This is a genomic window from Sinomonas atrocyanea, assembly GCF_030811715.1.
GTDB classification, from domain to species: domain Bacteria; phylum Actinomycetota; class Actinomycetes; order Actinomycetales; family Micrococcaceae; genus Sinomonas; species Sinomonas atrocyanea_A.
Map to the genome: position 1 here is coordinate 138,699 of NZ_JAUSRH010000005.1, position 24,966 is coordinate 163,664.

The 24,966-nt window shown below is 71.0% G+C and carries 19 protein-coding genes and 1 riboswitch; of the genes, 5 read left to right on the forward strand and 14 right to left on the reverse strand.

Annotation, left to right across the window (positions count from 1 at the left end):
* Positions 1 to 48: 48 nt before the first annotated feature.
* The gene (locus tag J2W21_RS10105; RefSeq protein ID WP_307114386.1) at positions 49 to 501 is read right to left on the reverse strand and encodes a MarR family winged helix-turn-helix transcriptional regulator; all 453 of its coding nucleotides are present in this window, start codon (positions 499 to 501) and stop codon (positions 49 to 51) included.
* A 130-nt stretch (positions 502 to 631) separates the two neighbouring features.
* Here J2W21_RS10105 and J2W21_RS10110 point away from each other — a divergent pair, with 130 nt between their 5' ends.
* The 3 genes from J2W21_RS10110 (at position 632) to J2W21_RS10120 (ending at position 9,184) form a co-directional block, all read left to right on the forward strand.
* Complete coding sequence (locus tag J2W21_RS10110; RefSeq protein ID WP_307114387.1) at positions 632 to 1,825, forward strand: MFS transporter; 1,194 nt, start codon at positions 632 to 634, stop codon at positions 1,823 to 1,825.
* A gap of 269 nt (positions 1,826 to 2,094) precedes the next feature.
* Positions 2,095 to 8,196: an Ig-like domain-containing protein gene (locus J2W21_RS10115; RefSeq protein WP_307114388.1), complete on the forward strand. Its 6,102-nt coding sequence runs from the start codon at positions 2,095 to 2,097 to the stop codon at positions 8,194 to 8,196.
* A gap of 43 nt (positions 8,197 to 8,239) precedes the next feature.
* Positions 8,240 to 9,184, forward strand: a complete 945-nt coding sequence (locus J2W21_RS10120; RefSeq protein ID WP_307114389.1) for an aldo/keto reductase — start codon at positions 8,240 to 8,242, stop codon at positions 9,182 to 9,184.
* Between the two features lie 4 nt (positions 9,185 to 9,188).
* Here J2W21_RS10120 and J2W21_RS10125 read toward each other — a convergent pair whose 3' ends face one another.
* The 9 genes from J2W21_RS10125 to J2W21_RS10165 all read right to left on the reverse strand — a co-directional run bounded on the left by J2W21_RS10125 (position 9,189) and on the right by J2W21_RS10165 (position 18,829).
* The gene (locus tag J2W21_RS10125) at positions 9,189 to 9,413 is read right to left on the reverse strand and encodes a hypothetical protein (protein ID WP_307114390.1); all 225 of its coding nucleotides are present in this window, start codon (positions 9,411 to 9,413) and stop codon (positions 9,189 to 9,191) included.
* A gap of 132 nt (positions 9,414 to 9,545) precedes the next feature.
* On the reverse strand, positions 9,546 to 10,877 hold the full coding sequence (locus J2W21_RS10130) for an LLM class flavin-dependent oxidoreductase (protein WP_307114391.1): 1,332 nt from the start codon (positions 10,875 to 10,877) through the stop codon (positions 9,546 to 9,548).
* A gap of 2 nt (positions 10,878 to 10,879) precedes the next feature.
* Positions 10,880 to 11,815 (reverse strand): TauD/TfdA dioxygenase family protein, encoded by a 936-nt coding sequence (locus tag J2W21_RS10135; RefSeq protein ID WP_307114392.1) that lies wholly within the window; start codon positions 11,813 to 11,815, stop codon positions 10,880 to 10,882.
* Between the two features lie 31 nt (positions 11,816 to 11,846).
* On the reverse strand, positions 11,847 to 12,716 hold the full coding sequence (locus J2W21_RS10140) for an ABC transporter permease (protein ID WP_307114393.1): 870 nt from the start codon (positions 12,714 to 12,716) through the stop codon (positions 11,847 to 11,849).
* Positions 12,716 to 13,513, reverse strand: a complete 798-nt coding sequence (locus J2W21_RS10145) for an ABC transporter ATP-binding protein (protein ID WP_307114394.1) — start codon at positions 13,511 to 13,513, stop codon at positions 12,716 to 12,718. Before J2W21_RS10145 ends, J2W21_RS10140 begins: the two co-directional genes overlap by 1 nt.
* 3 nt (positions 13,514 to 13,516) lie before the next feature.
* Positions 13,517 to 14,545, reverse strand: a complete 1,029-nt coding sequence (locus J2W21_RS10150) for an ABC transporter substrate-binding protein (protein WP_307114395.1) — start codon at positions 14,543 to 14,545, stop codon at positions 13,517 to 13,519.
* Positions 14,546 to 14,644: 99 nt separating this feature from the next.
* Positions 14,645 to 15,130, reverse strand: a complete 486-nt coding sequence (locus tag J2W21_RS10155; protein ID WP_307114396.1) for a flavin reductase family protein — start codon at positions 15,128 to 15,130, stop codon at positions 14,645 to 14,647.
* Positions 15,131 to 15,162: 32 nt separating this feature from the next.
* Positions 15,163 to 15,275, reverse strand: a riboswitch (SAM riboswitch).
* A gap of 338 nt (positions 15,276 to 15,613) precedes the next feature.
* Positions 15,614 to 17,212: a GMC oxidoreductase gene (locus tag J2W21_RS10160; RefSeq protein WP_307114397.1), complete on the reverse strand. Its 1,599-nt coding sequence runs from the start codon at positions 17,210 to 17,212 to the stop codon at positions 15,614 to 15,616.
* A 21-nt stretch (positions 17,213 to 17,233) separates the two neighbouring features.
* The gene (locus J2W21_RS10165) at positions 17,234 to 18,829 is read right to left on the reverse strand and encodes an MDR family MFS transporter (protein WP_307114398.1); all 1,596 of its coding nucleotides are present in this window, start codon (positions 18,827 to 18,829) and stop codon (positions 17,234 to 17,236) included.
* A 70-nt stretch (positions 18,830 to 18,899) separates the two neighbouring features.
* Here J2W21_RS10165 and J2W21_RS10170 point away from each other — a divergent pair, with 70 nt between their 5' ends.
* Complete coding sequence (locus tag J2W21_RS10170) at positions 18,900 to 20,165, forward strand: ROK family protein (protein WP_307114399.1); 1,266 nt, start codon at positions 18,900 to 18,902, stop codon at positions 20,163 to 20,165.
* 38 nt (positions 20,166 to 20,203) lie between these two features.
* On the opposite strand, the gene J2W21_RS10175 is transcribed toward J2W21_RS10170, so the two are convergent.
* From J2W21_RS10175 to J2W21_RS10185, 3 genes are all read right to left on the reverse strand, one after another.
* Complete coding sequence (locus J2W21_RS10175; RefSeq protein ID WP_307114400.1) at positions 20,204 to 20,602, reverse strand: C-glycoside deglycosidase beta subunit domain-containing protein; 399 nt, start codon at positions 20,600 to 20,602, stop codon at positions 20,204 to 20,206.
* 9 nt (positions 20,603 to 20,611) lie between these two features.
* Positions 20,612 to 21,064 carry a hypothetical protein gene (locus J2W21_RS10180; protein WP_307114401.1) on the reverse strand — a complete coding sequence of 151 codons (453 nt, stop codon included), beginning with the start codon at positions 21,062 to 21,064 and terminating at the stop codon, positions 20,612 to 20,614.
* Positions 21,065 to 21,213: 149 nt separating this feature from the next.
* On the reverse strand, positions 21,214 to 22,257 hold the full coding sequence (locus J2W21_RS10185) for a sugar phosphate isomerase/epimerase family protein (protein ID WP_307114402.1): 1,044 nt from the start codon (positions 22,255 to 22,257) through the stop codon (positions 21,214 to 21,216).
* An 88-nt stretch (positions 22,258 to 22,345) separates the two neighbouring features.
* Here J2W21_RS10185 and J2W21_RS10190 point away from each other — a divergent pair, with 88 nt between their 5' ends.
* A complete protein-coding gene (locus J2W21_RS10190; protein ID WP_307114403.1) occupies positions 22,346 to 23,500 on the forward strand; it encodes an ROK family protein in 1,155 nt (384 codons plus the stop codon).
* Here J2W21_RS10190 and J2W21_RS10195 read toward each other — a convergent pair.
* On the reverse strand, positions 23,438 to 24,910 hold the full coding sequence (locus tag J2W21_RS10195; RefSeq protein ID WP_307114404.1) for a family 43 glycosylhydrolase: 1,473 nt from the start codon (positions 24,908 to 24,910) through the stop codon (positions 23,438 to 23,440). The genes J2W21_RS10190 and J2W21_RS10195 overlap by 63 nt on opposite strands.
* Positions 24,911 to 24,966 lie beyond the last annotated feature (56 nt).

The following is a 24,966-nucleotide window of genomic DNA, read 5'->3' on the forward strand; positions in this document are numbered from 1 at the left end:
GACGACGGCGCGCCGCCCCTTCCGCTGAGAGGGTTACCCGGCACTGGCCTACTGAACCGCCGGGGCCGGGACGCCGTGGAGGGCGTGGGCGAGGACCGCGAGCTCGGGCTGCCCCTCCGCCTCGGCGAGGACGCGCTCGAGCGTCTCGTCGTGGAGGGGCCGGGCATCCAGGTACAGCTCGCGCCCGGCCGGGGTGAGCTCGGTGTAGATCCCGCGGCGGTCGTCGGCACAGAGGATCCGGGTGAGCAGGCCGCGGTCCTCGAGCCGCGTAACGAGCCGGGTGGTGGCACTCGGGCTGAGGGCCGTGGCCCGCGCGAGCTGCTGCATGCGCATGTGCCAGCCGTCCTGGCGGCTGAGCGCATCGAGCACCGTGTACTCGACCACCGAGAGCTTGAGCGCGGTGAGGGCGCGCTCGAGTTCGGACTCGATCATCCCGTGCAGCGCGGCGAGCGTGCGCCAGCCTTGGGCGCGCACCTCGACGGCGCCGTCGTCGATGCTCATGCGGACCTCCTCGGGGACGGGAACATGCGGCCGGGGTTGCAGCAGGTCTTTGCGTATGCAACTATTGCGGTTGCAATCGCAATATCCAGCGTCTGCAACTAATTCGAGTCTAGCAGAGGGGTCATCTGCCATGCCCATGGGGCTTCTTGCGCTGTCGATCGGCGCGTTCGGAATCGGGCTCACGGAGTTCGTGATCATGGGGCTGCTGCCGGAGGTCGCGGCCGACTTCGCCGTCTCGGAGGCGAGCGCGGGCTGGCTCATCTCCGGCTACGCCCTCAGCGTCGTCGTCGGCGCCCTCCTCCTCACCGCGGCCACCACGCGGCTGCCGCGCAAGCGCGTGCTGCTGGGGCTGCTGGTCCTCTTCATCGTGGGCAACGCCCTCTCCGCGGTGGCCGGCGACTACGGCACCATGATGGCCGGGCGCATCATCGCGGCCCTGTGCCACGGCGCATTCTTCGGCATCGGCTCGGTCGTGGCCACGGGGCTCGTCACGGCGGCGCGCCAGGCCCGCGCGGTCGCAATCATGTTCACCGGGCTCACCGCAGCCAACGTGCTGGGCGTGCCGTTCGGGACCTTCCTCGGCCAGCAGGCCGGCTGGCGGGCCACCTTCTGGGCCATCTCCGCCATCGGCGTGCTCGCCCTGATCGGCATCGCCGTGCTCGTCCCGGCCGATTCCCGCGACCAGCAGGCGCCGAGCCTGCGCCGCGAGCTCGCCGCGTTCCGCAACGGGCAGGTGTGGCTGTCCCTGATCGTGACGGTCCTCGCCTACGGCGGCATGTTCGGCGCCTTCACCTACATCGCCTACACGCTCACGGACGTCTCGGGCTTCACCGCGAGCGCGGTGCCCTGGCTCCTCGTCCTCTTCGGCGTCGGCCTCTTCGCGGGCAATGCGCTCGGCGGCCGGCTCGCCGACCGCGGGATCGACCGCACCCTCATCGCCTTCATCGCCGCCCTCCTGGCCGTCCTCGTGCTCTTCGCACTCCTGGCAGCGGACGCCGCCGCGGCCGCCGTCGCCCTCTTCCTCATGGGCGGGTTCGGCTTCGGCACGGTGCCCGGGCTGCAGGCGCGGATCATGCGCTACGCGGCCCACGCGCCGACCCTCGCCTCCGGGGCGAACATCGGGGCGTTCAATGTCGGGAATGCCCTCGGGGCATGGGCCGGCGGCCTCGGCATCAGCGCTGGGCTCGGCTACACCTCTCCCCTGTGGATGGGGGCGCTCATCACGGTGCCGGCGCTCGTGGTCATGGTCGGCGCCGCCCGGGCGGCCCGGCGCCCGGCAGCCGGCGGGACGGTCCCCGAGGCCGAGGCCTCCCGGGCCGGGTAGCCAGCCGGGCCCCGCAGGCGCCGCGCGCGCCTTCCGAATCCGACCGGTTTTCGCGCGGACAGGGCCGGTCACCCGGCGTGTCGCACCGGACACGCGGGCACCCGCGGCCAAAGCCGGTCGGGAGTCCCGCGGACCGTCCCCCGGCCCGGCGCTCGGGCCTCCCGGCAGCACGGGGAGAACTCCCCGCGAGGTGTCCGACGTCGGCCGCGAAACGGTAGGGTGACGCGGGGCGCGGCGCCACCGGGTGCGCCGCTCGCAGGGGGGATCACGTGGGAATCAGGGCATGGCTGGACCGGCGCCGTCGTGGCGTCGCCGCGGCGGCGAGCATCACGACGGCGAGCGCGGTCACCGCCGCGGCCCTGCTGTACCCGGGCTCCACCCAGACCAACCTCGACCTCTCGGACGGCGGCGTCTGGGTGACCAACAACGGCCGCAACGCGGTCGGGCGGCTCAACTTCGCGTCGAAGACGCTCGACGGCGCGGTGGTCGCCGCCTCGCCGTCATTCGACGTCCTCCAGCACGAGAAGACCGTGGTCGTCGACGACTCCGGGGCGTCGGCGGCGCAGAAGATCGACCCCGCGGAGGTCAGGCTCGGCAGCATCGAGTCCCTCCCCGCGGGGGTGCACGTGGCGCTCGGAGCCTCGAGCGTGGCGGTCGGCGATCCGGGCAGCGGCCGTGTCTGGGCGCTGCCCGAGTCGGCGATCCCGGGCACGGACCTGTCCCAGACTCCCCCCACCCTCGAGGGCGGCAAGGGTGCCGTCGCCGCGATCGGCCCCACCGACGTCGTGGCCGTGGCGGAACCGGAGACCGGCGTGGTCTCGACCTTCCAGGCTGCTCCCAGCGCGCCCCAGGCGTCCCAGGACTCCTACACCCAGCTCAAGGGCGTCCGCGACGCCCAGACCGCCGTGGTCGGCGACAAGGCGGTGGCCTACGATCCCGGAGCCGGCCGGCTGTTCCTTCCCGGGGGCAGGACGGTCGACATCCCGGGCGGCGCGGACGGAAAGCTGCAGCAGAGCAGCGGAGCAGCCGACTCGGTGGCCGTCGCGACGCCCACGGGGCTCGTCCTCGCCCCTCTCGACGGCGGCCAGCCCACGGTCATCCCCGCCAACGCGAAGGGGCTCCCCGCGGCACCAGTGGGCGTCAACGGCTGCGTCTATGCGGCGTGGGCTGGCCCCGGCGTGTACGTGCGGGCCTGCGGAAGTGACATCGAGCGCAAGCCGGTCCCGTCCGCCACCTCCAAGTCCGAGTTCGTGTTCCGCGTGAACCGCAACCTGGTGGTCCTCAACGACGTCACGGCCGGCACCGTGTGGCTCGTGACCGAGAACATGTACATCGTCAACAACTGGGACGAGGTCATCCCGATCCAGTCGAGCACCCAGGACGCCGAGAAGGAGTCCCCCGACGAGGTCCAGACCACGCAGCTCCCCGACCGGACCAAGCCGAACCAGCCGCCGGTGGCCAAGCCGGACCACGTCGGCGTCCGGCCCGGCCGCACGACCCTGCTGCCGGTCCTCGACAACGACTCGGACCCCGACGGCGACCTCCTCACCGTCAAGGCGCAGTCGCAGCCCTCGGTGGGCACCCTCGAGCAGGTCTACGGCGCCACCGGGTTCCAGGTCACCGTCCCGCCCGACGCCCACGGCTCGACGTCCTTCACCTACACCGCCGACGACGGCCGGGGCGGCACGGCGACCGCACCGGTGAGCGTGGACGTCGTCCCGCTCGACACGAACCGGCCGCCGCAGCTCAAGCCCGGCCGCAACAATCCCATGATCGTCGGCCTGGGCAAGGAGTCCTCGCGCAACGTCCTCGACGACTGGGCCGACCCCGACGGGGACGACCTGTTCCTGGCGTCCGCCACGACGAAGGACCCGGCGGACAAGGTCAAGTTCACCCCTCAGGGCACCCTCACGTTCACCGACTCGGGCACCGCCCCCGGCCGCAAGACCGTGACGATCGCCGTCTCCGACGGGCGCTCGACGACGACCGCGGACATCGCGGTCGAGGTCCGCGCCGGCGGCAAGGACGCGCCCGCCGCGGTGGCCGACCACGTGACCGCGATCGCCGGCATCGACACGAAGGTCTCCCCCCTCCTGAACGACTCGGACCCCGAGGGCGGGAACCTGCGTCTGGCCCTCGTCACGCCGCCGGCCGGCGTGACCTCGACGATCGACGCGAACCAGCAGACGTTCACGTTCCGCTCCGACACCGCCGGCACCTACTACGTCGAGTACGTGGTGACCAACGGCCCGGCGAGCGCCAAGCAGCTGGTGAGGGTCGACGTCGTGCCTCCCGACGGGCAGGGCAAGCCCGTCGCCGTGCGCGACCTCGCAGCGGTGCCCGCGGGCGGCAGCACCCTCGTGGACGTGCTGGCGAACGACACGGACCCGGCCGGCGGCGTCCTCGTGGTCCAGTCCGTCGATGCGCCTCAGCAGTCCGGGCTGAGCGTGTCCATCCTCGACCACTCGGTGGTGCGCGTGGCGGACGTCCACGCCCAGGACCCCGTGACGGTCCACTACACGATCTCCAACGGGCACGACAGCGCGGTCGGCGAGATCTCCGTCCTCGTGCTGCCGCCGCCCGAGAAGCCGCTGCCGCCGGAGGCCGTGCCGGACTCGGCGGACGTGCGCGCGGGAGACCTCGTGACCGTCCCGGTCCTCGCGAACGACTCCGACCCCCACGGCGGTGACCTCACCCTCGACCACAAGCTCGTGCAGGCGCCCGAACCGGCGGACGGGGCCATGTTCGTCTCCGGCAAGAACCTGCGGTTCCTCGCCGGTCCGACCGCGAAGACCGTCTACGCGATCTACCAGGTCCGCAACGCCTCCGGGCAGGTCAACTCTGCCCAGGTGGCGATCCGCATCCACGCGCGGGACGGCTCGAACGTCCCGCCGCAGCCGCGCAGCCTCACCGCGCGGGTGATCGCTGGGCAGACCGTGAAGATCCCGGTCCCGCTCGACGGGATCGACCCCGACGGCGATTCGGTCAAGCTCATCGGCCTCGACCGCGGGCCCGCGCAGGGCACCGCGATCGCCGGGGCGCTCGCCTTCGACTACACCGCCGCCCCCAAGGCCGCGGGCGTGGACACCTTCACCTACCGGGTGCGGGACCGGGTCGGCGCCGAGGCCATCGGCACCGTGATCGTCGGGATCGCGCCGCCGAGCGCCGTCAACCACGCCCCCCAGCCGGTCGATGACCACCTGCTGGTGCGCCCCGGGCGGCACGTCGCCGTAGACGTCCTGCAGAACGACTCCGACCCGGACGGAGACCCGCTGAGCCTCGTGCCGGACGGGTTCGAGGGCAGCCAGGCGCTGAAGGCCGAGGCGGACAAGCACGGCTTCGCCGAGGTCGTCACGCCCCCGACGCCGAGCGTCGAGAACCTGCGCTACACCGTGCAGGACCCCAAGGGCGCCCGCTCCTCCGCAACCCTGCGGGTCGAGTCGAAGGCCGATGCCCCGCTGCTGGCCCCGACCGCCGTCGACGACTTCGTCACCAACGCCGAGGCCGAGGGGCACACCACGGCCCAGGTCCCGGTGCTCGCCAACGACTACGACCCGGACGGCCGCGCCGAGGACCTCAAGGTCTCCCTCCCGGCGGGCTCCCCCGCCCATCTCGCGGCGGACCAGACCGTCGTGGTGCCGCTCACCGCGAGCGACCAGATCCTCCAGTACACCGTGACCGACGTCGACGGTCTCACGGACACCGCCTTCATCTGGGTCCCCGGGATCGACCTCCAGCGCCCGCACCTGGCCAAGGAGGACGTGACCCAGGTCAAGGCCGGGACGTCCGTGGACTTCAACCTCAAGGACTGGGTGGCCGTCCGGGACGGGCGCACGCCGCGCATCACCTCGGTGGACCGCGTGAGCGCCGTGGGTGCCCCGGCCCGCGGCCTGGTCACCTCGGACTCCGTCCTGCACTACGCAGCGCTGCCCGACTTCGTGGGCCCCGGCTCGATCACGTTCGAGGTCACGGACGGCTCGGGGCCCGATGACCCCACGGGTCTGAAGTCCACGATCACGCTCCAGACCAAGGTGCTGCCCTCCGACGCGAACCACGCGCCCGCATTCCAGGGCTCCAACGTGGACGTCCCGTCGGGCGAGGAGGCGCATCTCGACCTCGGCCCCCTGGCGCAGGACCCGGACCCCGCCGACCAGGGCCACCTCGCCTTCGCCGTCCGGGGCGCGGTGCCGGACGGCTTCACGGCCTCCGTGGACGGCTCCACGCTCAAGGTCCGCTCCAAGGACGGCGTGCTCGCCGGCCGCACCGGCTCCCTCACCGTCACGGCGACGGACGGACACTCCGATCCGGTCGCCGCGCAGTTCACGCTCACCGCGACGGCCTCGAACAGGCCGCTCGCGATCGCCAACGACGTCCTCGTGCCGGACGCGAACGCGGGGAGGACCGAGCGGGTCGACGTCCTCTCCCACACCGTGGACCCCTTCCCCGAGGCCCCGCTCAGGATCGTCTCGGCGGTCGTGGAGGCCGGCCAGGCCGAGGGCGGCGCCCAGATCGACGGCGGGAACGTCATCGTCACGCCCGCCAAGGACTACCGCGGCATGCTCGTGGTCCGCTACACGGTCCAGGACAAGACCGGCGACCCGAGCCGCCAGGTCGACGGGCGCATCCGCCTCACCGTCCGCGGGGTGCCCGACGCGCCGGGGGCGCCCACGGCCACGGACATCCGGGACCAGACCGCGGTGCTGCACTGGACCCCGGCCGCGGACAACGGCGCGCCGATCCAGAAGTACACGGTCCGCGGCGACGGATTCAGCCAGGACTGCCCGGCCACGACCTGCACGCTCTCCGGGCTGACGAACAACAAGGTGTACCACTTCACCGTGACGGCGACGAACGACGTCGGCGAGTCGGCGCCGTCGCCCGCCTCGCCGGATGTGCGCCCAGACGCCCGCCCCAGCGCCCCCGGTGCACCCGTGGCAGTGTTCGGGGACGGCAAGCTCGACATCTCGTGGGGCGCCGCGCAGACCACGGGCTCGCCCGTAACCTCGTACAACCTCGAGATCTCGCCGCCGCCGGCGAGCGGGAACCCGGGCAAGCAGGGCGTCACGGGAACGTCCACCACGTGGACCGGCCTGACGAACGGGGTCAAGTACACGGTCCGCGTGCAGGCCGTGAACAAGGCGCCCAAGCCCTCGGACTGGAGCCCGTACTCGGCGCCCGTGAGCCCCGCGGCCCCGCCCGGGCAGCCGGCCGCCCCCGTCGCGCAGAGCGCGCCCTCGCTCGGCAGCACGGCACAGGTGTCCGTGTCCTGGAAGGAGCCGGCCACGAACGGCGACGCGATCAGCGCCTACTACGTGACCATGAGCGGCGGAGGAGGGGCGGACCGCACGCAGAAGGTCGCCGGCACCTCGACGACGGCCACGTTCGACGCGCCGACCTCGGAGAACCCCTACACGTTCACCGTGCAGGCCGAGAACAAGGCCGGCAAGGGCTCGGTCAGCCCGCCCTCGGCCCCGCGGCGCGCCGTCGGCAAGCTCGGCTCCGTGACGAATGTGAGGGCCACCCCGGCGAACACCGGCGGCACCGGCACGCAGCTGACGGTCGACTTCACCCCGCTCACGGCGAGCCAGCGCAACGGCTCGGCGGCCAACGAGGTCAGCTACACCTACTCGGCGTCCACGGGCCAGTCCGGCCCGATCACGCCCGGCCAGACCGTGGGAGGGTTCCAGAACGGGACGGCCACGACCGTCTCGGTCATCGCCCATTCGAGCACGGGAGCGGCGGACTCGGACCCGGCCAGCGCGCCGCAGACCAGGCCGTACGGGTCGCCGGGGACCCCCTCGGCGTCGGGCCAGGACGGCGCGACGAACCAGCGCTCGCTCACCCTGAGCTGGTCCTCGCCGTCCGCCTCGACGAACGATGTGGCCCGGACGGCCATCAGCATCGACGGCGGTGCCTGGGAGAACGTCGCGGCGTCCGGCTCGCGCACCATCAACACCTCGGGCTACAACGAGCCGCACTCCATCCGGGTGCAGACGTTCAACTCGGTCGGCACGGGCGGCGGCGTGGCGAGCGCCACGGCGCGCAGCGGCCCGCAGCAGACCTCGTGGCAGACCCAGCTCAACGGTTCCGCTACGCGCAACTGCACGGACAACGGCTCGGGCCAGTCGTGGTACAGCCCGAACAACACGGCCCACACCTGCGACGGCGTGAACAACGGGTTCCCCTGGCTCTACCCCGGGACCACCATCACGGTGAACTGCTGGAGCACGATCAATACGCGGTATGGTCCGAAGGACTTCTACCACATCATCGCCGGCAGCTATCAGGGCAGCAGCTACGCAGGCCGCTGGCAGGAGGACAGCAACGTGACCATCGGCGGCCCCGCGCAGAGCGGCGTTCCGCACTGCTGAGGGCTGGCCTGCTGACGGGCCGGCCGGAACAAGGAGGACGATGATGGCTTCGCGCCTCATCTATGGATGCATGGGCCTCGGCGGTCCCTGGGACGCTGCGGACTACGGGCCCGAGGAGGTGTCGCAGGCCGAGGAGGCCGTCGAGGCCGCCCTGGCCCTGGGGATCACGCGGTTCGACCACGCGGACATCTACGGCAGGGGCAAGTCCGAGTCGGTGTTCGGCGAGCTCCTGCAGGGCAGCCCGGGCCTGAGGGCGCGGATCCAGCTCCAGAGCAAGGTCGGCATCCGGCTCGGCGAGGGCGGCGGATTCGGGCACTACGACCTCAGCGCGGCAGCGATCCTGGACGGCGTGGCAGGCACGCTCCGCCGGCTGCGCACGGACTACCTCGACCTGCTCCTCCTGCACCGCCCCGATCCGCTGCTCGATCCCGCCGAGGTCGGCTCCGCCCTCGCCCGCCTGCTCGCCGACGGCGCGGTCCGCGCCGTCGGCGTCTCGAACATGTCCGCGGCGCAGATGGCCGCCCTCCAGGACCACCTCCACGTGCCGCTCGCTGCGGACCAGCTCGAGCTCAGCCTGCACCATCACGGCTTCGTGGACAGCACGGTGCTCGTGAACCACCCGGACGGCGCCGCCACCGCCTTCCCCCACGGCACCCTGGAGCACTGCCTCCGGCACGGGATCGAGGTGCAGGCGTGGTCGCCGCTCGCGGGCGGCCGCTACACGGGGCGTCACGCGGCGGAGCCGGGATCGCACGACGGCGCCGTGGCGGCGCTCGTCGCCGAGCTCGCCGCGGCGAAGGGCACCACGCCCGAAGCGGTGGTGCTCGGGTGGCTCCTGCGCCATCCCGCCCGCATCGCCCCCGTCATCGGCTCAGCCAATCCGCAGCGCATCGCTGCGTGCGCCGACGCCGAGGCCGTGGCCGGCTCGATGACCCGCGAGGAGTGGTTCGCGCTCTACCAGACCGCGCGCGGCCGCAGGATCCCCTGAGGCGTCAGACGCTGAGCAGCTCGCGGTCGGCTGCCGCGTCCTTCCGGAGGGCGCGGAAGTGCTCCACGAGCGCGCGCTCGGGGTGCCCGGGATGCTCGGCGATGAGGAGGCGCAGCCGGTCCTTCGCGTTCTCCGAGAGGCGGCTGCCTTCGAGGACTTCCTGGAGGATGGCCCGCACCTGGCCTGCGAGCGCGCTGTCATCCGGGCGGAGGCCCGTCACCTGCGTCATAGGCCGACCCTACGTCCGGGGGTCGTCGCCGGACCCCGCGGCGCGCCGGTGCGGCCGAGCCGATCAGTGCCGGCGCGGCGCCGGTGGGGGCGGCCCCGAGGAGGCCGGCCGCCCACCGGCGCCGCAGTGCTGTCAGGCCGGCGCGACCGCGCTGGCCGTGCGCGCTGGCAGCGGCAGCCCGTAGTGCTCGCGCAGCGTCCTCCCGGTGTAGTCCTCGCGGAAGAGGCCACGTCTGACGAGCAGCGGCACCACGTGGTCCACGAACTCCCCGAGGCCGGAGGGCAGCGCCGCGGGCATGATGTTGAACCCATCGGCCGCCCCGGCCCGGAACCAGGCCTCGAGGGCGTCCGCGACCTGCTCGGGCGTGCCCGCAAGGGTCCGGTGCCCTCTGCCGCCGCCGAGGCGCCCGATCAGCTGCCGCACCGTGAGCCGCTCACGCCGTGCGAGGCCCACGATCAGCGTGTACCTGCTCTTCGCACCCTCGATCTCGTCCTCCTCGGGGAGGTCAGGGGGCAGCTGCCGGTCGAGCGGAAGGTCCTCTGGGGCCACGCGGAGGGTCTTCGCGAGCTCGTTCCGTGCGTACTCCGGGCGGATGAGCTCGTCCAGCTCCCGCTCGCGCCGCAGCGCCTCGGCCTCTGTCCCCCCGAGGACCGGGACGATCCCCGGAAGGATCTTGATTCCCTCCGGGTCCCGGCCGGCCGCCGCGGTGCGGGCCTTGAGGTCGCCGTAGAACGCCTGGGCCTCGCCGAGCGTCTGCTGAGCCGTGAACACGGCCTCGGCGTACCGCGCAGCCAGGCCCTTCCCGTCCTCCGACGAGCCGGCCTGGACGATGACGGGCCGCCCCTGCGGGGAACGGGGGATGTCGAGCGGGCCCTTCACCGAGAAGTGCCGGCCGGAATGGTCGACGGCGTGCACGCGCCCGGCGTCTGCCCAGACTCCGGCCTCCTTGTCGGCCAGGATCGCGTCGTCGTCCCAGGAGTCCCACAGCTTGGAGGCGACGTCGAGGAATTCTGCAGCGCGCTCGTAGCGGCCGCGGTGGAGCGGCTGGTCATCGAGTCCGAAGTTGCGCGCGGCGTCGGCTCCCGCCGTCGTCACGACGTTCCAGCCCGCGCGGCCGCCGGAGAGGTGGTCGATCGAGGCGAACCGGCGCGCGAGGTTGTAGGGGGAGTTGTAGCTCGTCGAAGCGGTAGCGATGAGCCCGATCCGCTCCGTCGCCGCCGCGAGGGCGGCGAGCAGCACCGTGGGTTCCACGGCCCCGATCGGCCGCCGCCCCACGGAGCCCCAGAGCACGGGGGAATCGGCGAAGAACACCGAGTCGAACTTCCCCCGCTCGGCGGTCTGGGCCAGCCGGGTGAAGTGCGCGAGGCTCGTGCCCGCATGGGGATCGCTCTCGGGAAGCCGCCACGACGCCTCGTGGTGGCCGGTGCTCATGAGGAACGCGTTCAGGTGCAGCCTCTTGCCCATGCTCAGGCCCCCGTCCCGGGAGAGACGACCTCGGAGTAGTGCGAGGAGTCGCCCTCGATCGCCTGGCTGCGCGTCCCGTCGATCCCAGCCGGGATGTCTCCGGCGATCGTCACGCGGCCCAGCCTGCGGGGCTGGTCGTCATAGTTGGAGGGCGCGTAGTGCTGCGTGATGCGGTTGTCGAACAGCACGAGCTGGTTGGGTTCCCAGGTCACGCGCACCACGTTCTCGGGCCGGGTGACGTAGGCCTGGAGCAGCCGCAGGATATCCCGGGACTCGGTGTTGGAGAGCCCCACGATCCGCAGCCGCTGGGCGAAGCCGCCGATGAACAGGCCGCGTTCACGGGTCAGCGGGTGCACGCGCACCACGGGGTGGGCCGTCTGGTACTTGATGCGGGTGAACACCTTGCGCCGCTCCTCGGCCCCGGCATGCTCGAGGTTCCGTGGCACCGCGTAGTCGTAGTCGTTGGTGTGGATGGCCCAGAGGGTGTCCGCGAAGTTCCGCAGCTCCGCGGGCAGGTCCTCGTAGGCGGCCGCCGCGGAGGCGATGAGCGTCTCGCCTCCGTACGCGGGCACCGTGATGCTGCGCAGGGTGGTGGCCTGGGGCGGATTGTGGACGAACGTGACGTCGGTGTGCCAGGTGTTCGCCGACCCGTCCTCGCTGTCCACGGGCAGGACGTTCTCGGCGCCGTCCACCGAGGCGACGGTCGGGTGGGCCTTGGTGAGCGGGCCGAACCGGGACGCGAAGCGGACCTGGTCCTCGTCGGTGCGGATGTTGGCCTCCCGGAACACCAGGGCCTTGTGCTCGTTGAGCGCGCCCCGGATTTCCCTCACGGTCTCCTCCGAGAGGTCGCGGCTGAGGTCGAGGCCGCGGATCTCGGCGCCGATGCGGGCGCCGATCTTGGTGAAGGCGAGGCGGGTGGAGATGGCTGTGCTGGTCATGGCGGGTCCTTTCGGGGTGGAAGGGCTGGTTTCAGGCGTTGGCCGCGACTCGCCAGCGCGAGAAGCGGCGCTCGAGGGCGACCAGGAGCGTGTTCACCGCCAGGCCGAGGAGCGAGACGGTGAGGATGCCGGCGTACATGTCCGGGATGAGGAAGCTGGACTGCGCGTTGACGATCAGGTATCCGAGCCCGGCCTTCGCTCCGACCATCTCCGCCGCGATGAGCACGAGGATGGAGGCCGTCCCGGCCATCCGGATGCCGGCGAAGATCGTGGGCACGGCGGAGGGCAGGATGACCTTGCGGAACAGCGCGGGGTGCGAGAGCCCGAGCGAGCGCGCCGCCCGCACGAGCAGCGGGTCGACGGTCCGCACTCCGGCGACGGTGTTGAGCAGCACCGGGAAGAACGCGGCGTACGCGACGATCGTGATCTTCGATTCCTCGCCGATCCCGAGCAGGAGCGTGAACACCGGCAGGAGCGCGAGCGCGGCCGTGTTGCGGAAGACCTCGAGCAGCGGCGTGATGAAGGTGCTCAAGGGGCGGTACCAGGCGATGAGCAGCCCGGCCGTGACGCCGAGGACGACGGCGACGCCGAACCCCGCCACCGAGCGGGTGAGGCTGGCCGCGAGATGCGTCTCGAGCGCGCCGCCCGCGAGCAGCTTCCATGCCGCGGCGAGCACCTCGTGCAGGGGCGGGAGGAAGACGCGGGTCGACGGCGGCGCGAACCACAGCGGCCCCACCTCCCACAGGATGAGGAACGCCACGATCGCCGCGGACCTCCACAGGCTCGAGAGGACGACGGCGGCGGCTCGCCGGAGCGCGCGGGTGGCGCGCGGCCGGCGGGTCGTCGGGGAGGAGGCTGCGACGGCCTCGGCGGTCTGGAATGGTGCGGTGAGCGTGCTCATCAGGCGGAGATCCTTTCTGTCGTGGCGCGGCGGACTTCGTCGTGCAGGAGGTTCCAGACGTGGTGGCGGTACTCGACGAAGGCGGGGTGCGAGCGGATGTCCGCGTCGTCGTCGTACGCCGGGAGGTGGATGTCCACCACGGCCTTGAGGCGGCCAGGCCGGGAGCTCAGGACGGCGACCCGCTGCCCGAGGTAGACCGCTTCCTCGATGCCGTGGGTGATGAACACGATGGTCTTGCCCGTGGCCCGCCAGATCTTGCGCAGTTCGCCCTGGAGCTGCTCGCGGGTCTGGGCGTCGAGGGCGGCGAAGGGCTCGTCCATGAGGAGGATGTCGGGTTCGAAGGCGAGGCTGCGGGCGATCGCCACGCGCTGCTTCATGCCGCCCGAGAGCTCGTGCGGGTAGCGGTCCTCGAATCCCGCGAGCCCGACGAGGCCGAGGTAGTGGCGGGCCTTCTCGGCGCGTTCCCGCCTGCCGAGGCCCGTCCCCTCGAGCCCGATCGAGACATTCTGGGAGGCGGTGCGCCAGGGGAAGAGGGCGTACTGCTGGAACACGACGGCGCGGTCGCGGCCGGGACCGGTGACGGGCCTGCCGTCCACGAGCACGTCACCGGCCGTGGGGGTGGTGAGTCCGGCGAGCAGGTCGAGGAGGGTCGTCTTGCCGGAGCCGCTCGGTCCGACCAGGGTGAGGAACTCGCCGTCGCGGACATCCAGGGTGAGGCTGTCCAGAGCGGTCAGGGTTCCGCCCCCGCGGACGCGGAAGTGCTGGCTGACGGCGCGGAGACTGATCTTCGGGGTCATGGCTCATCCCTTCGGGCTCGGCGATGCCGCGGCGAGCTGGTTGAAGTCGTTGGTGTAGTACTTGGACGGCGTGACGGGTCCGGTCACGATCCCGGCCTCCTTAAGCCACGAGTCCCAGCGGGAGAAGTCCGCGTCCGCGATGACCCCGGCGTGGGGCACCCCGACGCTCTTGAAGTACTTCAGGTTCTTGGTGCTCTCGCCGCGGTTGCGCTTCTCGATGATCTGGGTGAAGCGTGCGATCACCTGCTCGCGGGGGGTGGTGCGCTCCCACTCGATGGCCTTGGCAACGCCCGTGGTGAACGTGCGCACGGTGTCCGGATTCTTCGCGATGAAGTCTGTCCGGAAGACGTACTGCCCACCGGCGAAGGCCCCGAACAGGCCGTAGTCGCTGAAGAGCGAGCGCAGGCCGCCACCGGCGATCGCGTTGTCCTGGAGGACCCCGCCGAGCACGCCGACATCGACCTGGCCGCGGCGGACCGCCTCCTCGGTGTCGTTCGGCGGCAGGACCACGAGCTGGACCTGCTTGATCTCCTCGGGGCTCAGTCCGTTCTTCTCGAGCCAGGTGTCGATGACGGCCTCGGAGTGCGCGCCGAGCGTGTTGACGGCGACCTTCCTGCCGATCAGGTCGCGGGCCGTGTGGATCGGGCTGTCGTCCTTGACGTAGAAGCCGTTGAAGGTCTTCTCGTCCTCGCCGTAGTAGTTCACGACAGCCTTCACGGGTGCGCCGGCTTCGACAAGCTTGACGACGGCGCCGGTGAAGGCGCCCCCGAAGTCGGTCTGGCCGGTTGCGGCGGACTGGATGTCCTGCGGCCCGCTGGTCGTGTTGCCCACCCAGGTGAGCTTGAGGCCGCCGAGGAAGCCGAGGTCCTGGGCGAGTTCGGGGAGGGTGACGTTGTTGGCGGAGCCCTGGTACCTCAGCTCGGTGGCCTCCTGCTCTCCGCCGGTGGCGGCGGCCGGGCCGGAGCAGGCCGAGACGGTCAGGGCGATGACGGCCGCGGCGGCCGCTCCTGCAAGGGCTGCGAGTCTCTTCATCGGAACTTCCTTGGGTTTCTGCGGTGCACGGAGGCAGCGGTGATGGGCGCACGGCGGATCACCGCGTGCGGGGAGGGAAAGAGAGGGGGCCTGGGCCGGCTACTTGGCCCAGTAGGCGTGGTTGGTGAGGGGGCGGAAGCTCTCCGGATCCGAGGCGCTGGCGACCTCGCCGATCAGGATCACGTGGTCCCCCGCCTCTACTCGCTGCCAGAGGCGACACTCGAGGCGCGGGACGTCGTCGGCCACGATGGGTGAGCCCAGAACGCCGGGCTCCCAGGCCAGTCCCGCGAACTTCTCCGTCCCCTTCGCCGCGAAGCGCTGCACGAGGCCGCGGTCCGACTCGGACAGGAGGTGCACCGCGAAGTTGTCAGTCGCGTTCCAGACATCGAAGGACGAGGATCGCCGGTCCACGGCCCACGAGACGAGCGGCGGGTCCAGGCTCACGGACGTGAACGAGTTGCTCACGAGGCCCGCAAGCGTGCCGCCGCTCTCTGTGGTGATGACCGCGATGCCCGTGGCCCAGTGCCCCATGGTGCGGCGGAGCTCCGTAGGGCTGACGGCGTGCTGCGCGGTGGTGAGGGTCATGATGGTCCAATCCCGCGGACGCCCGCTTCCGGGCGCCGTACTTGCCGCGGATGGGACACCGCGGCCGGATCCTCATCTGGGGCACCCCACTACGGACGAGGGTTGCCGCCCGGCCAGCCAGAGCTTCACGCCGGGACTCTTGATCCTGGGCCCGAATCTACGGAACCCCTTCAGCCCCGTCCATACGCTCCCGTAACAACGACGTGGGGCGTCGCGAGGGGAAATGCGGCGTCGCCGGGGGCAACAATGGCGCCCGGCGACGGGGGCCGGGCGAGACGGAATGCGTCCTCCTCTTGCGGTTCTTTGCAGGGCTCAGGGGTGCCACTCCACGCAGGTTTCCCCCGAGGGGCAGACCTTGGCCCGGGGTGTCGGCCCGGACTGCGGCGAGTCGGCCTCCCCGTGGCGGCGGCTCTGGGGAGACCTGCCCCGGCGCCGACACCGAGGCGGCGGCGGGCGGCATGCAGCGCCACCCGCCGGATCGCCCTAGCGGGCCGCAGTGCTACGCCGGGAGACCGAGGCGAGGCTGGCCGCGGCCCGTTGCGCTCCCCGCACGGCGAGGGCAACGCTCATGAGGGTTGGGTTCATCGTCGTCGCCGTGGGGATGAGCGCATTCCCTCCGACGACCAGGCCGTCGTAGCCCCACACACGGGACCACGGGTCGGCCACCGAGGTCCCGTCGTCGGTCTCGCCCATGCGCATCGTGCCCTGATAGTGCAGGCTCGAGCCGTTCGGCATGAGCCTGGGCTCGGCGACGAACTCGCCGAGCGCCGTGCCCGCGCGCCGGAGGCGTGCCGTTGCCTCGGCAATCTCTGCCTGCTCGGAGTCAGTGAGGGCGTAGGTGATGGTCATGGCGGGGAATCCCCGGTAGTCGAGTTCGCTGTCGTCGAAGGTGACGCCGTCCTCGAAGCGGGGGCGCTTGCGCAGACCGTAGCCCATGTTGACGTAGCCCCAGCGGTTGCCCGCGCGTGGGTGGGAGGGGTCCAGGGGGAAGGGGGTCGTCTCCGAGTACATGACCTGGACCGAGAAGGGGTGGTCGGGCTCGGAGAAGGGGATGCGGTTCACGGCGGCCACCGGATCGGCGGCGTTGAGCGCGCGGCGGGCAAGTTCGTCGTCGAGCTCGGCCTCGCTGACGAAGCGCTCCATCTTCTGGCCGTCGAGGGCTACGGTCGAGATCACGACCGGGTGCTCCGTGAGGTAGCGGCCGAGGGCCGCGGGGCGGATCCCGGAGGCCCACAGGAGCTGGGGCGAGCGGAACGCGTCCGCGGCCACAACCACCAGGTCGGCGGCCACGAAGGACGTGGTCCGGGTGCGCAGGTCCTCGACGGTGAGGCCGGTGACGCGAGTGCCGTCCAGCTCCACCTGCCGCACGAGGCTGAGGTCGCGCAGCTCGAAGCGGGCGGAGAGGGGTGAGGACGGGTCGATCAGTGGGCCCAGGACCACGTCGGCCCCCGCCCACCGCATCGAGCCGTCCGGCTGGGGGTCCCCGGCAACCGGCAGCGTGCCGACCCCGTAGCCCTCGGGCAGCTCGCCGGTGAACTCCTCCTCGAGCAGCGACCGGATGCCAGCTCCGACCGCCGAGTCGGCGAACGCGGCACCCTGCACATGGAGGAGCTCCTTGGCCCTGCCGAGGAGGTCCTCCCACTCCCCGTCCGGGATGAAGGGCACCTTCTCGCTGAACGCGGGCGACGGCGTCGCGCACGTCCAGTGGGCCCCCTGGCCTCCGACGTTGGTCGCGGCAGCAGCGGCCGGGAACGTGGGGGCGTGGGCGGAGCCTTCGCCGCCGAAGTCGAGCAGGTGGGTGCCCTGGCGCGCGGTGAACATGCCCTCGACGACGGTGCCTGCAGGGATCCCGAGTGATTCGCGGTAGGCCCCGGCCTGCGGGCCCTGAGACATCTCGCGTGCCCGCGCCTTGGCCTCGGGGTCGGCGATGTTGCGCACGCTCTCCCCGGGGATGCCGCTGAGCTGCGGCCCGGCCTCGAACATGATCACGCGCGCCTCGGGATGTTCCTCAAGCAGGACCCTGGCATAGGCGGAGCCGACGGGGCCGCTGCCGACGATCGCGATCGTGGGGCTATCAGACATGGGAAGACTCCTTGCTCGAGGTTAGGCGGAGAGCGGTTCGTGGGTGGGGGACGGCTCGAGCTCGTCGGAGAGTCGCCCGTGGGGAAGGAGGAGCGCGGCGACGATCCCGAGGGCGTAGGTCAGCGCGAGCGCCCCGAAGATCGGGGCGAAGACGTCGTGGTAGATGCCCGCGACGGCGTCCTGCAGGGCCGCGTCCGCGGCATGCACGGCCTGCGGCGTGAGGTCCGCAGCGTCGGTGCCGGCCGGGAGGCGGGCGGCCACGCCGAAGCCGATCACCCCGCCGATGATCGCCGTTGCGAGGGTTGAGCCGACCTGGCGCGTGAGGTTCACCGTGGCCGTGACGACGCCGGTCTCCGTTCGGGGCGCCGCGTTCTGCACGACGGCGATGATGAGGCTCATGAAGGCCCCCGTCCCGAGGCCCACGAGGGCCATGACGGCCATGGGGACCCAGAGCGGGAGCGCGGGCGGAAGCAGCGCCATGATCCCGAGCCCGAGGGTCCCCACCGAGGTCCCGATGATCGGGAAGGCGCGGTAGCGTCCGGTGCGGCTCGCGAGGAATCCGGTGAGCAGGTTGCTCACGAGCATGCCGAAGACCGTGGCGATGGGCACGAGCCCGGAGACGGTCGCGCTCGTCCGGTACGCCATCTGGAAGTAGGTGGGCAGGTAGGAGGTGATCGAGAACAGGCCGATGCCGACGATCGAGGAGATGACGGTGCCCGCCGCGACGGTGCGGTTCGCGAAGTGGCGGAGGGGAATGAGCGGCTCCGCGGCCCGCCGTTCCGCGAGGAGGAAGAGGGCGAAGCCGACGACGGCCGCGGCGAAGGCGCCTGTGGCCGCGAGGCCGGCCGAAGGGTCCCCTGCCCACGAGACGCCCAGCACAAGCGCCACGAGGACGAAGGTGAACGCGACTGCCCCCGGGAGGTCGAAGCGGCGCCCCGCTCCGGTGCCCTCGAGGTGCGGGAGGGCGAGGACCGCGAGCACGAGGGCCACTGCGCCCACCGGGAGGTTGACCCAGAAGACCCAGGGCCAGCCCCACGAGTCGGTGATGAGGCCGCCGAGGACGGGGCCTATGAGGATCGCCACGGGGAAGGCGGCGCCGACGATCGCCATGTAGCGCGGGCGCGCCCGCGGGGCGGCGACCTGGGCGATGATCGTCTGCGACATGAGCTGCAGGCCTGCTGAGCTCATGCCCTGCACGACACGGCAGGCGATGAGCCATCCCATGCTCGCCGCGAACCCGCATGCGAGAGAGGCCACGAGGAACAGGACGAGCGAGGACACGAACACAAGGCGGGGCCCGACGACGTCGCCGAGCTTGCCGAGCACGGGGATGAGGACCGTGCTCGCGAGGGTGTAGCCGACGACGACCCATCCCATGTGCTGGAGGGCGCCGAGCTGGCCGGCGACGGTCGCGAGCGAGGTCGAGACCACTGTGTTGTCGAGGGCTCCGAGGAAGGAGACGGCGAGGAGTGAAACGAGGGTGAGGCGGAGCCTCAGGAGCGAGAGCGGCATGTGGCGTTGCCCGAACGATCGGGCCGTCGACGCGACGTATTGTGCCTGGCCCCGCAAGGTCACGGTCCAGAACGGGCTCCTGCGAACCCCGACGTCAGAGTTCAAACTACCCATTCTTTAGTCGAAAAACAACTAAAGAAAGTCGCGTTGCATCGTTTGATGCAAGAATGGAGCGGTGAGCACAGACTCGACCCTTCGCTTCGGCGCCCAGACCGATGAGGTCACGAGCTTCCTGCGCATCGTCAACCTCGTGCGGAACGGGGAGGCGACCACGAGGCCCGAGATCGGGCGCGCCACCGGCCTCGGGCGCGGGGTGGTGGCCCAGCGGGTCGACCAGGCCATCCGGCTGGGGTTTCTCGAGGACGCCGAGTTCGGCCCCTCGTCCGGCGGCCGCGCCCCGCGGACGCTCCGTTTCAGGGCCGATCAGGGCCGCATTGTCGTCTGCGCCCTCGGGGTGCTCCACATCAGGGTCGGCATCGCGGCGCTCGATGGCGACATCCTGGACCAGGCGCATCGACGCTGGGAGATTGCCCGCGGGCCAGAGGAGACGCTCGACGCGGCCATGGCGCTCATCGACGAAGTCCTCGCCCGGGCGGGTGAGGACCGGCCCCTCTGGAGCGTCGTCGTCGGTCTGCCCGGCCCCGTCGACTTCGAGACGGGACGACCGGTAGCGCCGCCGATCATGCCGGGCTGGGACGGTTTCCCCGTGCGGGAACGCTTCGAGGATAGGTTCGACGCACCCGTTTGGGTGGACAACGACTCCAACCTCCTCGCGCTGAGCGAGCGGGCCCGGCGCCGAGCCGACCATGCGGACTTGATCTTCTGCAAGGTCGGGTCGGGCATCGGAGCCGGCCTGCTGTCGCAGGGGCGGCTCCACCGGGGCGCGAATGGCGCAGCGGGCGACATCGGGCACGTCCCTGTGGCGGGGGCCCGAGTCCAGTGCCGCTGCGGGAAGGTGGGCTGCCTCGAGGCGGTGGCCGGAGGCTGGGCCCTCGTCCGGGACGCCAAGCAGGCGATCGCCGAGGGCACGACGACCCAGCTCTCCGCTGTCCTCGACCAGGACGGGACCCTCTCGCCCGAGGACATCGCACGGGCGGCGAAGGACGGCGATGCCCTCGCAATCTCCCTCGTGCAGGCGTCCGGCCGCGTGGTAGGCGAGGCGATTGCAGGCTTGGTCAACATGTTCAACCCCGCGGTGATCGTGGTGGGCGGGGCGCTGGCGTCTGCGAGCGAGGTCTACCTGGCCGAGATCCGCCGGCGTGTCTACGAGGTCTCCCACCCCCTCGCCACCCGGGACCTGCAGATCCTCCTGTCCATGAACGATCAGCGCGAACCGCTCCGCGGCGGGGCCGAGCTCGCCCGCGAACAGCTGTTCGAGGTGACCTTCCCCCGGTGGTTCGCTGCGGGCCGCCCGTCGCGCGAGGGCGTGCCCGTCGGCTGACGGGCACACCCTCGGTGCCGGCAGTGCTGCCCCGCCGCTCAGGCCAGGACGACCTCGCGCTCCACGGAGACACGGTTGCCGACATAGCGCAGGGGAGCGATCTGCATGTAGAGCAGGCGCATCGTGAGGACGACCTGGACGTCGACCTTCTCCCCCGGGTCGGGAACCCGGTCGAGTGGGATGACGATGTCAGGCCTGTCGGCGACGAACCAGAGCGTGTCCCACTGGTCAGGCAGCTCGGCGATCGAGTAGGAGCGCCCCTGCAGCTCGAAGCGCAGCGACTCCTTGGGGATCTCGACCCCGCCGATGGTGGCCGCGACGTCGTCGACCGCCGAGAGCCACAGGCTCCGGTACCACGGGAGCTGCACCGAGACTGCGATGCCTTCGGGATGACGGCGCACGTCCGAGGCCTTGAAGAGCGAGTTGTGAGTTGCCATGGGAGTTCCTTACTCGAAAGTCTCGACGAACGTTTCGTAGGGTGCGGGAGGCTCAGGCTCCAGGGCCTGCTTCGTTGAAGGGCTGTAGGGGTGGTACTCGCTTGGCGCCTGCTCGTCTGCAGGAGGCATGAAGACCGGCTTCCCGTCATCGCCGAAGTACATGAGGTCGAGCGCGAAGGCGTGTTGGTTCTTCTCGGCGAAGCTGATCCAGTTCTCCTCGAAGGGGGCGCGGAGCAGCTCGTAGCAGCGGAATTTCCAGATCTTCCACTCGCCGTCCTGACGCAGGAAGTCGACCGCGTACTTGCACCACACCCAGTGCGCCCAGACCCTCTTCCCCTGCACTTCGCCGGGCGAATACATGAAATCGGGGCTCTCCTTGGCGACTTCGGGGTCCGTGAGGCCAGACTCCGCGCCGGCCATGATCCAGACGCCCTTGGCGGTCTCGCGGGATGATCCGCTCATCCTGGAACGCATTGTGCAGGTACATGTAGCGGTTGAAGAGGTTCTCGATCTCGCCGCGGTCATTGGCGCGGCGCGCCAGCCGGAGGGCCTCGTCGAGCTGGGCGCGGAGGAGCTCGACTTCAGCTCCGATGCCGGCCTCGGTCCCGGCGTCAGGCATGGCTGGCCTCCTCGACCTGAGCCGCCGCATCCTCGATGGCCCGGGCCATGAGGGCATGCTGCTTCTTGACGAGGTCGATCGGGTCGGACTCGCCGAGGTCTGCGAAGGCATGGCCCTCCCATTCACTGGAGAGGAAGCCCTTGTAGCCGCCGACGACGAACTGGCGGACGATGCGCGGGATGTCCATGGCCGGCTCGTCGCCGTTCTCATCGATGTCGTAGAACTTGGCATGCACGTGGAAGATCTGCGGCATGATGTCGAGCCACTCCTCCGGCGCGACGAGTCCGTGCATGTTGAAGGCGAGTCGCGTGAACGGACCCAGATAAGCGGGATCGAAGCCGTGCGCGCGCAGGTGGTCCTCGAACTCCTGATTGCGCTCGTGCATCGGCAGCGGCTTGCGCCACACCTCTTCCATGACAGCGAAGTGCTCTTCGGGGAGGCCCATCTGCCGGAGCGTCCGGAAGAGGGTGGGCGAAAGGCTGTGCATGGTCGAGCTGAAGTCGGCCGTGAACCCGAGGCGGTCGCTTCCGAGTTCCTCGTACATCTCTCGGATCTGCACCACGGCCGGGTCATTCGGGCCCGACGGGGCGTGGATCTCGTAGCCGAGCCTCTGGTCGTACTTCTCGGCGAGCGGAAGGAGGCGACGCAGCAGCTCCTTGCCTGCCGAGCGGATGACGACGCGGGGGAACCTCAGACGGTGGGCCGTCTTGAGCTGGGCGGCGAGGAACTCGTACTCCTCGTCGGGCGTCATGTCACGCTCCTTGCGGCGCCCCATGTCGAGGTTGGTGCCGACGGCGCTGGGGGTGAGGCCGTGGCGGTCCATGCTCTCGCGCCAGAAGCGCACGAACTCGTCGTCGACGTGGGGATAGGTCCGCAGCATCTGGGCGATGTTGAACTCGACGCCCGGCCCGAGGCCCTCGTCAGCCACCGCCTGGACCAGGGTCTCGGGGGTGTAGAGCCCGGCCGCGAACTCCGAGGTGAGCGAGTAGAGCGTGATCCCGAGCTCGATGTCCGTGCCCGCAATGCCTGGCGCCATGGTGGTCCCTTCTCTGGAGTGACTTCTTTGTCAGGTTTCGATGATGCTAATGTCGGATTTAGACATAAGTCAATGGAGGTCCGCGGTCATGACGCAGCCCAGAAGGGGCACCGCGAGCAGTGCGCTTGCCCTCGTCGTCGACCTCGTCCGGACCGGACGCGGCTCGACCGCTGCCGAGCTCGTGAGGAGCTCGGGCTTCACCCGTCGGCGCGTGGACGCCCTCGTGGACGAGGCGCTGCAGCTCGGCCTGCTCGACGGGGACCCGGAGGGGGTGGACTGGGGACATGCCCGCGCCCGGGTCACATTCCCGCACAGGCGAGGTCGCTTCGCCATCGCGGCGTTCGGCCCGCTCGAGCTAGAACTTGCCGTGACAGACCTTCGGGGGAGCGTGCTCGCGGGCCGCAGCGAACGGTGGGACCCCCAAGCAGGCCCCATGGCTTCCCTCGGGCATGCGTTCTCGCACCTCGATGCGCTGATCGCCGCCGATCCCGCCCCCATGTGGGGCTCCGCCGTGGGCCTCCCGCCCTCAGCAGGCTGGACGACGTCCGACGCCGTCGCGGCCGCCGGGCGGTACGGGGCCCCCGCCTGGACAGAGACCACGCTCGGACTCGAGGCCCGCGGCGAGCTGGCGCGACGGCCGGGATTGGGCGGAGACATCCTGTACGTCACGGTAGGCACGGGACTCGGCGCGATGCTGGCTGGCTGCGCCGACCGCGCCGCCGTCGTGCTGCGGCCGATCGCAAGCCCCCCCGCAGCCTCCGACGGCGTGGTCCGGCGGGCTGAAGCTGCGGCCCGGGAGGGCCGCAGCTTCTTCCTGCGAGCCCGCCTCGCCGAGGCGTGGGCCCTCGACCCCGCCGACGTCGCGGACGGGGCGGAGCGCGGCGACCCCGAATGCCGGGACCTCCTGGTCCGCGCCGCCGCGGACGCCGGCGGAGCCATCGCGGGGATGGTCAGCGCGCAACGGCCGGCCCTCGTCGTCGTCGGCGGGGGCGCCGCTAGGAGTCCGGCTTTCCTCGCCGCGCTGCGGGCCACCGTCTACGCGCGGGCGCTTCCTGCTGCAACCCGGGACCTGGAGATCGTCCCGGCGGCGCCCTCGAGCGCCGTCATCGGCGCCGCCCGGACCCTCACGAGCCGCGTGTTCGGGTGTGAGATGGCCGCATGGGTCCGGATGGGACGCCCGCTACCGCTCGTCGGAGAGCCGTCGGTAGGTGAAGCGGCGGAAGCGGGCCGCGCCCTCGCCTGAGGCATAGATTGCCGGGCGCAGACTCTGGAGGTCTCCCATCGTGTTCGCGTGGTAGCCGGACACCTCATAGCGGATGGCGTGCCGCACCCATTCACCCCCTGTGCGGTACCAGCCAGTGACGATGTGCCGGTCATTCACGATCCGGAGCGTGACGCTGCGGGCCGGCGCATACGGCTCGCGCCAGTGCGTGGGCTGACCCCCCGAGTAGCTGATCATCCGGTCGGCCGTGACGCCCATTCCGCAGAACAGGCGGTGGTTGAAGAAGAGCAGGAGCCCGGCTTCCACCCCGTCCCCGTCGAGCTCCAGCTCCACCTCCACCTCGTACGCGTGGTCTCCGGCGAGGATGACGAGCGGCGAGGAGTCCGCCGGTGAATGGCCCGAGGCGGCCACGCGCAGCCCGTCCTCTCCGGCGGCGAGGCGCTCGCGTTCGTCGGGGGATGCGCCGTGGAAAGTCCAGTGCTCGCCCAACTGGACCTCGGTGAAAGCATCCTCGAACACGGCTGGGCGCGGCTCCTGCCGCGCAGGCGCCGCGAGGGCAGCGGCGAGGTCCGCGGCCGGCGCAACGGGCCAGCAGTCATCGTTCCAGACGATCGATTCGAGAAGGATCTGGCGCCCGCTCGTCCTGTAACCGTTCTCATAGGCGTGCGAGACCATCCACCAGTCCCCGCCCGGGCCCTCGACCAGCGTGGCATGGCCGCGCGACCACCAGCGCTCTGATGCGTCCCAGGTCCGCGCCACCGGGTTGGCCGGGCTGTTCTCCCATGGGCCGTCGATGGAGCGCGCACGCGCAGCGATCACCATGTGTCCGGTGGGCGGTCCCGACGTGCCACCCACGGCGCTGACCATGTAGAACCACTCCCCCCGGCGGAGGAGCTTTGGACCCTCGAGGGCGTAAGCCTCCGTGACCCATTCCTCGGGGTACTGCCAGCCGTCATAGACCTTCTCGAGCTCGCCCACCGTGGCCAGGCCGTCATCGGTCAGCTGCACGCGCCGGATGCCGTTGGTGAAGAGGTACCGCTTGCCGTCCTCGCCGACCGCATGGCCCGGGTCGATGGCGCCGCGGATGCCGAGATCGATCGGCTCGCTCCACGGCCCTTCCATCGAGGGCGCGTGGATCACGTAGATCGAGGGCTCAGTGATCTCCTGCGACCACGGCGCGGGAATGAAGGGGATATAGATGAAGTACCGGTCGCCGTGCTTCGCGATATCCACGGCGAACGTGCTGCCGAGGGGCCTCTCGAGCGCAGAGCCGACGTACCGCCAGTTGACCAGGTCCCGCGAATGCCAGATCGCGAGTCCCGGCGCTGCCTCGAACGATGACCATGTCAGCCAGTAGTCCTCCCCGTCCTTGAGGACGGCGGGGTCCGGGCGGTCGCCTGGCAACACGGGATTGATGACAGTTGAGTTCATATTCACCAAACTTATGCCCAAAAGATGCGCAAGTCATTAGGCTGTGGGAAGTGTGT

Coding starts and splice junctions, on each gene's coding strand:
- J2W21_RS10105 (WP_307114386.1), bottom strand. CDS start 501: ATGAGCATCGACGACGGCGCCGTCGAGGTGCGCGCCCAAGGCTGGCGC.
- J2W21_RS10110 (WP_307114387.1), top strand. CDS start 632: ATGCCCATGGGGCTTCTTGCGCTGTCGATCGGCGCGTTCGGAATCGGG.
- J2W21_RS10120 (WP_307114389.1), top strand. CDS start 8,240: ATGGCTTCGCGCCTCATCTATGGATGCATGGGCCTCGGCGGTCCCTGG.
- J2W21_RS10125 (WP_307114390.1), bottom strand. CDS start 9,413: ATGACGCAGGTGACGGGCCTCCGCCCGGATGACAGCGCGCTCGCAGGC.
- J2W21_RS10130 (WP_307114391.1), bottom strand. CDS start 10,877: ATGGGCAAGAGGCTGCACCTGAACGCGTTCCTCATGAGCACCGGCCAC.
- J2W21_RS10135 (WP_307114392.1), bottom strand. CDS start 11,815: ATGACCAGCACAGCCATCTCCACCCGCCTCGCCTTCACCAAGATCGGC.
- J2W21_RS10140 (WP_307114393.1), bottom strand. CDS start 12,716: ATGAGCACGCTCACCGCACCATTCCAGACCGCCGAGGCCGTCGCAGCC.
- J2W21_RS10145 (WP_307114394.1), bottom strand. CDS start 13,513: ATGACCCCGAAGATCAGTCTCCGCGCCGTCAGCCAGCACTTCCGCGTC.
- J2W21_RS10150 (WP_307114395.1), bottom strand. CDS start 14,545: ATGAAGAGACTCGCAGCCCTTGCAGGAGCGGCCGCCGCGGCCGTCATC.
- J2W21_RS10155 (WP_307114396.1), bottom strand. CDS start 15,130: ATGACCCTCACCACCGCGCAGCACGCCGTCAGCCCTACGGAGCTCCGC.
- J2W21_RS10160 (WP_307114397.1), bottom strand. CDS start 17,212: ATGTCTGATAGCCCCACGATCGCGATCGTCGGCAGCGGCCCCGTCGGC.
- J2W21_RS10175 (WP_307114400.1), bottom strand. CDS start 20,602: ATGGCAACTCACAACTCGCTCTTCAAGGCCTCGGACGTGCGCCGTCAT.
- J2W21_RS10180 (WP_307114401.1), bottom strand. CDS start 21,064: ATGAGCGGATCATCCCGCGAGACCGCCAAGGGCGTCTGGATCATGGCC.
- J2W21_RS10185 (WP_307114402.1), bottom strand. CDS start 22,257: ATGGCGCCAGGCATTGCGGGCACGGACATCGAGCTCGGGATCACGCTC.
- J2W21_RS10190 (WP_307114403.1), top strand. CDS start 22,346: ATGACGCAGCCCAGAAGGGGCACCGCGAGCAGTGCGCTTGCCCTCGTC.
- J2W21_RS10195 (WP_307114404.1), bottom strand. CDS start 24,910: ATGAACTCAACTGTCATCAATCCCGTGTTGCCAGGCGACCGCCCGGAC.